The sequence below is a fragment of the Conexibacter arvalis genome, assembly GCF_014199525.1.
Classification (GTDB): Bacteria; Actinomycetota; Thermoleophilia; order Solirubrobacterales; family Solirubrobacteraceae; genus Conexibacter; species Conexibacter arvalis.
This window is the reverse complement of record NZ_JACHNU010000002.1, coordinates 799,358-807,559: the sequence shown is the minus strand read 5'-3', so window position 1 is coordinate 807,559 and position 8,202 is coordinate 799,358. Positions and strand designations below refer to the sequence as shown.

General features: G+C 65.7%; 8 protein-coding genes. 3 read left to right on the top strand and 5 right to left on the bottom strand.

Annotated elements, in window-relative coordinates; all coding sequences use genetic code 11:
* Positions 1–438 precede the first annotated feature (438 nt).
* The 3 genes from BDZ31_RS12300 to BDZ31_RS12290 are packed head-to-tail and all read left to right on the top strand — an operon-like array spanning position 439 to position 1,391.
* Complete coding sequence (locus BDZ31_RS12300) at positions 439–849, top strand: hypothetical protein (RefSeq protein WP_183342408.1); 411 nt, start codon at positions 439–441, stop codon at positions 847–849.
* A gap of 3 nt (positions 850–852) precedes the next feature.
* Positions 853–1,146 (top strand): helix-turn-helix domain-containing protein, encoded by a 294-nt coding sequence (locus tag BDZ31_RS12295; RefSeq protein WP_183342407.1) that lies wholly within the window; start codon positions 853–855, stop codon positions 1,144–1,146.
* Entirely contained in the window at positions 1,143–1,391 is a 249-nt protein-coding gene (locus BDZ31_RS12290; protein ID WP_183342406.1) for a hypothetical protein, read from the top strand. The genes BDZ31_RS12295 and BDZ31_RS12290 overlap by 4 nt, the downstream gene beginning before the upstream one ends.
* 316 nt (positions 1,392–1,707) lie before the next feature.
* Here BDZ31_RS12290 and BDZ31_RS25985 read toward each other — a convergent pair whose 3' ends face one another.
* The 5 genes from BDZ31_RS25985 to BDZ31_RS12265 form a co-directional block, all read right to left on the bottom strand.
* Positions 1,708–2,868, bottom strand: coding sequence for a GIY-YIG nuclease family protein (locus tag BDZ31_RS25985; protein WP_183342405.1), 1,161 nt, complete (start codon positions 2,866–2,868; stop codon positions 1,708–1,710).
* Position 2,869: 1 nt separating this feature from the next.
* Positions 2,870–4,786 carry a DEAD/DEAH box helicase gene (locus BDZ31_RS12280; protein ID WP_183342404.1) on the bottom strand — a complete coding sequence of 639 codons (1,917 nt, stop codon included), beginning with the start codon at positions 4,784–4,786 and terminating at the stop codon, positions 2,870–2,872.
* Positions 4,787–4,790: 4 nt separating this feature from the next.
* Positions 4,791–7,466, bottom strand: a complete 2,676-nt coding sequence (locus BDZ31_RS12275) for a class I SAM-dependent DNA methyltransferase (protein WP_183342403.1) — start codon at positions 7,464–7,466, stop codon at positions 4,791–4,793.
* Between the two features lie 189 nt (positions 7,467–7,655).
* A complete protein-coding gene (locus tag BDZ31_RS12270) occupies positions 7,656–7,859 on the bottom strand; it encodes a hypothetical protein (protein ID WP_183342401.1) in 204 nt (67 codons plus the stop codon).
* 68 nt (positions 7,860–7,927) lie between these two features.
* Positions 7,928–8,173, bottom strand: coding sequence for a helix-turn-helix domain-containing protein (locus BDZ31_RS12265; protein ID WP_183342400.1), 246 nt, complete (start codon positions 8,171–8,173; stop codon positions 7,928–7,930).
* Positions 8,174–8,202 lie beyond the last annotated feature (29 nt).

The following is an 8,202-nucleotide window of genomic DNA, read 5'->3' as shown; positions in this document are numbered from 1 at the left end:
ACTTGTCCTGGCCCGCTGGCCCCGCCGCCGACCACGAGAACCTCACAAATAGAAAGCCCCGCCCGAGGCCGCCGCGCACTTTGCGCGACAGCCTCTAACGCGGGGGTTTTGTCGTTCTGGGAGGCCCCGAAGGATCTAACGAAGGATCTAAGACCTGCATCGGGCATGCAGGAACCGGGCCTCTGGGAGCCGCTCTGGGGTCTTCGCGGAGACGTGCAGGTGCGCACGCTGGCACCGGCATCTTGCACCCGCGCTGCGGTCCACCTAGCTTGCGCGTGCTGCGTTGTGCAGCGTTCTCGTAAAGCGGCCCGGCGGTGCGCCAACACCCCGGGCCCGGCACCGAAGGAGGGACCTTCGATGCAGGACCATTGTTCCCGATCGCCGGAAGGCGGCGGGGAATCTCGTATCCGTGTCGTGCGCGCGCCTGAGCGGCCGCGGATGGATGTGACGATCGGACGGCGCGAGCGTGACGCGCTGTGGGAGCTGACCTTCACGTTGCTGGCGTCGGTCGGCGACATCTTCTCGGCCGTCGACGCTGGGAGGGTGATCGAGGCGCGGGAGCTGCGGCTGCGCTTCTGGGATCTGATGGGGCTGCTGGACGACATCGGCTGGGCGGTCGAGGACCCGGGCGAGGAGTACGCGCTGACGATGGAGCCAGAGGCGCTGATGCGCGCGCTGCTGCACCTGCAGGAGCGCGCGAGCGTGCTGCTGCGCGAGCACGCCGAGGGACGCGGGATCGAACCGGAGTTGTTGCGTACGGCGGCAGCGGGCTGTTCGGCGTGCGGGACGCTGCTCGTGCTGCTCGCCGGCGAGGGCGACCCGGGGGCACCTTGCGAGCGGGTGGGCTGAGGGATGGTCAGCCACACCCCACCGGCGCAGTCGGTCGAGCACGACGTGCTCGGTCGCACGGTCCGTGAGCTGCGTGCCCGGCGGGCGCTTTCCCAGGAGGAGCTGGGCAGCGCGTCGGGGCTGCACCGCAACTACGTCGGCGCGATCGAGCGTGGCGAGATCAACCCGACCTTCAAGGTCCTGCTCAAGCTCAGTGCCGGCCTCTGCGTGCAGCTCTCTGAGCTGTTCGCTCTCTACGAGGAGCGGCGCGCGGAGCCACGACCGGCGCGGAGCCCGCGCCGGCGGGCGTCGTCGTGAGGACCACGACGGTCCGCTTCGATGAGGAGACCTGGGCGGACATCCAGCGCGAATCGCAGCGGCTCGGGATCGCGCACGCGGAGTTCATCCGCGGCGCGGTCCACCGCCGCCTCGGCCGCCTCGCCGAAGCCGACCGCATCACCGAGCTCGAGCAGCGGCTCGACGCCGTCGTTGACCGCCTCGCGCGCGTTGCGCGACTGGTTTCGCGGCTCTCGACCGCGATACGCGCTCGCCGACGCGCATGAGCGGGGGCACCGCCGCTGGCATGCGACTCGCCCGACGAACGACCTCCTGGGTGAGAACCAGCAGCTCACATGCCGCAGAAAGGCCGCATCTGCAGGAAATTCGCGCCGCGCCGGATCGGCTGGTGGGCGCGCGGATTACCGCGGATTCGCGGGGATTGCCGTGGTTTCGGACACTCTTGGGCGCGGGTGCCCGAAACGCTCGAACATTGGCCGTCGATGCTATCCCGGGCGTTACGCTGGCCGTAGGCGCCCGTCGTGACCCCTCACCGAGCACGACCGGCGAGCCAAGGGCGCGAAGCCACACGCTTAGCTCCGGTCAGGCCTTAAGCGCGAGCTTTGCGTTGGCCGGGTCGTACTCGTAGTTCACGATCTGGTTGTTCTCCAGCAGGCCGACGGCCTGGTCGATCACTGCGAAGGGGACGACAAACCACTCGTTGGCGTCGGCCACCGCGCGGCCGTCGCGCTCAAACCAGATGTCGAGGCGCGCCGGGGCGAAGAGGCGGTGGAGGAGACGTTCGATCCTGCCCTCGGCTCCGCGCGGGACGAGGTACTCCTCGACGACTTCGACGGAAGCGCCGAGGAACGTCGTGGTCGTCTCAGCTCCCGTGACACGCTGCCGCGCGGTCCGAGACGTCGAGCCGATCTTGTAGACCCCGGGCAATGCGGTCACCTGCGGATCCTCGCTGAGCGAGCGCAGCACGTAGACGCTGGCCATCTCGGTCTCGGCGGCGAGCGTCAGCCGCTCCTCGACGGCGTCGAGCGCGTCGTCGTCGAGGTCGGTGACCCGCTTGCCGCCCTTGTAGAGGTTGCTGGCCAGTGACTGCAGCAGCAGGCCCGACTCCGTGCCGTTCTCGAAGATGCAGCGGGTTCGTGCGTTCGCCTTCTGGATCTTGTCGTAGCGGCGCTCGCCGACCTCGACCACGTACAGCAGCACTCCGCCCTGAACGAAGAACCGCCCAGGTCTGATCTCGCTCGGGTTCTTGAACGGCAGCAGCTTGCGTCGTCCCGCGCGCAGATCGGCTTGGCAGTCGACGAACAGCCGGCGGAACTGCTCGAAATCCGGTGCGGGCCGGCGCCGTGCGACCTCCGCGGGCATCGTCTGCGACTTGGGCACGTGGCGCAGGGTGAAAATCTCCTCGGCGTTGCCGAGGAGGCCGAGCGGGTCGTCGTCGAAGACCTCCTCGAGGCTGGCAGGCGGCTCGGGCTCAGCGAGCAGGCCCAGCTCATCGACATCCGCCAGCAGCGTGCGCTTCTCCTCGTCCTCCGAGAACGCCTTGAGTCGCATCGCGAGCTTGGATTCGCCGATATCGGCCGCGTTCCTCTGGGGGTTGCGTCCGTGGGTGCGGACGAAGTGGGCGATCTCCTCGTAGGCGGCGATGACCCGGTCCTCCGGGGTGACCGGCGGCGCCTTGACGGGAAGCTCCAGCAGGCCGAACTCGTCCTCGGCCAGCATCCTCAACAACACGTCGCGCTCCACGTCAGACGCTCAGCTCGCGGCGCTGCTTCTGCAGGAACAACAAGGCTTCCGCCATCCGCCGCTCCTGGGGGTCTTCGGAGCGGATGCTCGGGGCTTCGCCACTTGCGCGCACGAAGGCATTGACCTTGGGCCAGAGGATCAGCGCCTCCTCCTCGCTGATGTCGATGCGGGTGCTGTCGATGACGTCCTGAATCACGCGCAGCACCTGCTTGGTGATCGACTTCGACAGGATCTCGAACGCCTTCTGGAACGGATTGACCGTGTCGATCAGGTCGATCGTGATGTCGTTGATATTGACGAACTTGTTCGCCATCAAGACAAAGCGCTTGTCGCCAACGTCCTTGATCTCGCCGTTCTTTATCACCGAGTCGGTGACGACGTACTGGCGGACCTGCTCGACCTCTTCCTCGCTGATGTCGGGATAGCGGGTGCGGATGATCTTGGGGATCAGGACCTTGTTCATGACCTCGGGGTCGATGTTGCCCGGCATCGCCTTGAGCATGGTCTGGTCCTGCAGGATTTGCGCCTTGAGGTCGTTGAGGTCCTCCTCCACGATCGAGCGCACGCGGTCGGTCGAGGGCTCCTTGAAGCCCGCGATCTTCAGCTCGCCCACGTCGGGCAGGTCGTCCTCGTCTCGCTTCGTCTTGAACTTGAAGTTCGGCGCGATCACCTGCTCCATGAGCAGCGAGGCCGTGATCGCCTTGAGCATGTTGTTGACGGCGATCTTCACGTCGTCGTCGCCCGCGTCGGGCTGAGCGATGAGGTTGGTGAACTGGGTGTGCGTCTTGTTGGAGCTGTCGCGAGTGGCGCGGCCGATGATCTGGACGATCTCGGTCAGGGAGCCGCGGTATCCGACGGTCAGTGCGTGCTCGCACCACGGCCAGTCGAAGCCCTCCTTCGCCATGCCCAAGGCGATGATCAGGTCGATGTCGTCGACGCCGGTCATCGTCCGCAGGTACTCGACGATCCTCGCGCGCTCCGCGGGGACGTCGTTAACGAGGTCAGCGACCTTGATCACCTTGCCGTCGCTCGTGCGACGCACGTGGACCACGCCGTACTCGTCCTGGCGGTCGATGGTCCCGATCGCGTCGATGATCTCGTCGACCTCGCGGTGCTTGTCCTTCGTCGACTCGCCGGACTGCACGCTGGGGATGTGCAGGATCGTCTTGCGATCGGTGTCGAGCACCTCGTCGATCGCCTCGGTGTACCGGCCGCGGTAGAAGTGGTAGCCGATCCCCAGCGTCTTCAGGTGCGTGTACCCGTCAAGCTGGTCGTAGTAGTTGTAGGTGACCTTCTTGAACTTCGCCTCATCCTCGGGCAACAGCACCGGAACGGCATCACCGCGGAAGTAGGAACCGGTCATCGCGACGACATGCGCGCTTGTGTGCGCCATGACCGACCGAAGCAGCTCGCCGAGGCGGCTGTTCTCCGACGCCGAGACGTGGTGGAACTCGTCGATCGCGAGCACGACGTCGTCGAACAGCCGCTCATCGACGGCGTCATGGGCGAAGCGCAGCGTCGCATGAGTACAGACGAGCACGGGATCGGAGCCTTCGAGAAACCCCTTGAGCGCCTCGACCTTCGACCGCTCCGACCCAGGAGTGCAGAGGTTGTTGGATGCCGTGACCTCCCAGTCGGCGAAGAAGCCCGACTGCGTCAGCCTCGTGCTGGCGAACGACGCGCCGATCGAGCGCTCCGGCACGGCGACGATCACCTTCTTGAGGCCCTGGTTATAGAGCTTGTCGAGCGCGATGAACATGAGCGCGCGCGACTTGCCCGACGCCGGCGGCGCCTTGATCAGCAGGTACCGGCTGGCACGCGCTGCGAACGCCTTGGCCTGCATCTCACGCATGCCGAGCGCGTCCGTCTTCGTGCTCGCGCCAGTGCGGCGGTAGGTGACGTCAACGAGGTTTGGCATGCGGCTACGCCACCGCCACGGTCTCGGCGGCGATCGCCCCCTCGTACATGTCGAAGAGCACTACGAGGCGCTCCTCGTCGGTCGGTCCGCTGAGGCCGTAGAGCGCGTCGATGGTCTCGTCGAGCGCCTCATGCGCGCGCCGCAGATCGGCGGGCATCTTCTCGGGAAGGTACATGTCACCGAGCGTCATCTCCGCGTGGCGTTCGCGCGCCCCAAGAACCGCAAACGTGTGCTCCGTGAGCCGCGCCTTGTCCGCGTCACCAAGCGGCGGGACCGGGAAGGTGTTGTAACAGAGCGTTGCCGAGTAGCGATAGTCGGTCTTCATCTTGCCTCCGACCGTCCGCACCCACGCTGTGTGGAGTCGGGATTGCAGCAGCGCAAAGAGCCAAGGATCGGCGCCATAGACGGCGCACCCCTGGTCCGAGATGACGGTGCCGGAGTCGGTGAACGCAACAGGGATGACTTCGCGTCGTTCGGAGGATACGCGCGGAATCATGATCGCAGGGTCATCTTTGTGGGCAACCTGGACGAACCGATGCGGAGACGCTGCCGCTTTTCGAGTGCTTTCCGCGCTGCTCGCCGCACGGTATGAGCGTACCCTGGCGAATCGCTCTCGGAGAGGCTCGATCGCACTGGCTTCGTCCGCATCGGCATCCGAGACCCAGATGCAGTACCGGCGTCTGCCTCTAAGAAGCTCTTCCGATCCCATGTAGACCTTTATGAAGGTTCTTGCTTCCGGGTGGCTGGCGATAAGCGCTCGGTGCTCCTCCGGCCCGAGCACGAGGTGTCCGCCGTCGCGCGGCATGCTTCCGAAAGCCATCTTCGGGAATCCATGGACCCGGTCGTCGCGTGCGGTGACGATCGCATCGGCGCCGTCTGGCACGAGGTAGCTGTTGATCGATGCGGCCCTGCGTCGAGTTCCGTCCACGTGGAACCATTTGTCTACCACGGATCCGGACGGAGCAAGTCCGATGACGACGCAGGTCACACCGGCGTTGCCCTTCGCGCTGTTGGACCACCGAAATGGCGCGTGAGCAAAGATGACTTCCACGCCGGTCTCGTGGATGTGGGGCCACAGGAGGCCAACGTGGTTGCCCTGCGAGACGGAGTTCGTCGCCACGAATCCGGCCTTGGCGCCATGCGCAGACACGAACCTCGCACCCTTGATCAGCCAGGCAGACACGTAATCGAGATAGCGATTGATCTGACGGTTCTCGAAGGCATAGACGAGATCCGCCTTCTGCTCGGCCGTCTGCTTTGTGCCGCCCTGGTAGGGAGGGTTGCCCAAGAGGTACGTCTCGCGTCCTTCGTCCGGTGGGCACACCGCCTCCCACGCCATCCGCGTCGCATTCCCGCACTCGACGTGGCCGGACTCCCTGAGCGGGATGAGCGGGATCTCGGCGCCGAAGAGCTCCTTGAACTCAACGTTCATCTGGTGCTTGGCGATCCACAGCGCGAGCATCGCGACCTCGGTGGCGAAGCCGTCGATCTCGATGCCGTAGAAGCTGTCGAGCGAGATCGCCGAGAACGTGAAGAGCTGGGCCGACGAAGGGTCGAGTTCGGTGATCCGCTGCAGCGCCTGATGTTCCAGCCGCCGCAGCTCCTTGTAGGAGATGACGAGGAAGTTGCCTGAGCCGCAGGCGGGGTCGAAGACGCGGATCCGCGACAGTCGTCTGATGAAGGCTCGCAGCTTTGCGGTGGTGTCCGCCGCCGTGAGCGCCGCTTCGAGGTCGTCGAGGAAGAGCGGCCGGATCACCTTCAAGATGTTCTCGACGCTCGTGTAGTGCATTCCAAACGCCTGGCGGTCGCCGGGGTGGACGACCGCCTGCATCATCGAGCCGAAGATGTCGGGGTTGATTCGCGACCAGTCCAGCGTGCCTGAGTCGATGACAATCGAGCGCGCTCTGGCGGAGAAACGCGGGGCGGGCGCGGTGACGTCGAAGAGGCTGCCGTTGACGTAGCCGAACTGGAGGAAGTGTGCTGGCATGCCGGCGCGCTCTTCAACCGGCGTGTTCAGCACGGTAAACAGCGCGTCCAAGAAGGAAGCTGTGTCCTCGCCGGACGGGTTGGTCAACGACGCCACGGCGCCGGTAAAGGAGCCCTTCGGGAAAACCCCCGTGTCCTCGGCAAAAAAGCAGAACAGCAGCCGTGCGAAGAACACGTTGAGGAGATTGATGGCGTCGATGCCGGCGATCGCGTTGGTCTTGACGATCTCGTCGTAGAGCCGCGCCATCCGCTCGGCCGCCTTGACGTCGGCATAGTGGAGGTTCTCGAGCTGCTGCTTCTCTATTCCGGCCCACGGCAGAAAGAACGCCGTGTTGGCCGGCAGCTCGGTGAGAGCGATGTCAAGCGTGTCACGGTTCGCGGTGTCGAGCGCGAGCAGGCGGATCGCGTCGCGGACGATCAGGAAACGTGGACGCTGCTTCGCGATCCGCTCGTCGGCCGCGGCGTCGTCGATCAGAGCGTGCAGGTCGCCACCGCTCGCGTCGACGAAGCGGTCGAAGACTTTCCCCCTCCACAGGGTCTCGCCCGGTCGGTCGGACTTGTTGTAGGAGCCGGCCTGCAGCCGCTTGATCGAAGCTCTCGGCAGCCCATACGCCAGCAGCAGCGAGTGGATAAGCCCAGGCCCCTCGGCCAGGTCCAGCCTGGTGACGGCCTCTTCGATCTCCTGCAGGTTCACGGCGGCAAACTTACCGACACCGGCGGTTGCGGACTTCGTGGCCGGTCTGGGTCTTTCCAAGCCGGACCTTCCGTTGATCCCGGCCAGCGACGGTCGCGTCAAGTTGCGACCTGCGCCAGGGGCCGCGTGACCGTGTCGGCATCGGCTCGCGCACGGAAGACCAGGTTCGTCGACTGCTGCCGGAATAGCTCACGAATCGTCGCCGGCGCCACCAGCCGACTCCCCGGCTCGGGCTGGAGCCGAGCCTCGAACGATCCAAAGCGTGACCGCCGTCACGATGAGCAGCGCGAAAACTCCGAGCAGGACATAGATGGCAATCGAGCGCTCGAAGACCGCAAGTCCGACTGCGAGGACGCAGAGGCCGATCAACACGATACGCAGGCGTTCGTACATATCACCGGACTCTATGTAAGTGCGGTGTGGTGCGACGCAGCACCGTGGACGGTGCCGGTGCATTGCGCTCAACCATCCTCGTGGCCGCTCCGCGCCTTGGCGATGAGTCTCTCGATCGGTATCCGGAGGCCGGTGGAGACGCGCAGTAGCGTGCCGTAGGTGGGGTTGATCTCACCGCGCTCGAGGGCGCCGATGTAGTTGCGGTGCATGCCGGCGTGCCGGGCGGCCTGGTCTTGGGAGAGCCGCAGGGTGTGGCGCCGGACTCGGATTGCGTGGCCGAGCCGGTCGAGTTCGATTGGGTCGACTTCAGGCATGGCGGTCGTGCTCCGGGGTTGCTTGGGTT

What these genes read in the sequence shown, in the direction of transcription:
- BDZ31_RS12300 (WP_183342408.1), top strand. Translation starts at nt 439, where the DNA reads ATGGATGTGACGATCGGACGGCGCGAGCGTGACGCGCTGTGGGAGCTG.
- BDZ31_RS12295 (WP_183342407.1), top strand. Translation starts at nt 853, where the DNA reads ATGGTCAGCCACACCCCACCGGCGCAGTCGGTCGAGCACGACGTGCTC.
- BDZ31_RS12280 (WP_183342404.1), bottom strand. Translation starts at nt 4,786, where the DNA reads ATGCCAAACCTCGTTGACGTCACCTACCGCCGCACTGGCGCGAGCACG.
- BDZ31_RS12270 (WP_183342401.1), bottom strand. Translation starts at nt 7,859, where the DNA reads ATGTACGAACGCCTGCGTATCGTGTTGATCGGCCTCTGCGTCCTCGCA.
- BDZ31_RS12265 (WP_183342400.1), bottom strand. Translation starts at nt 8,173, where the DNA reads ATGCCTGAAGTCGACCCAATCGAACTCGACCGGCTCGGCCACGCAATC.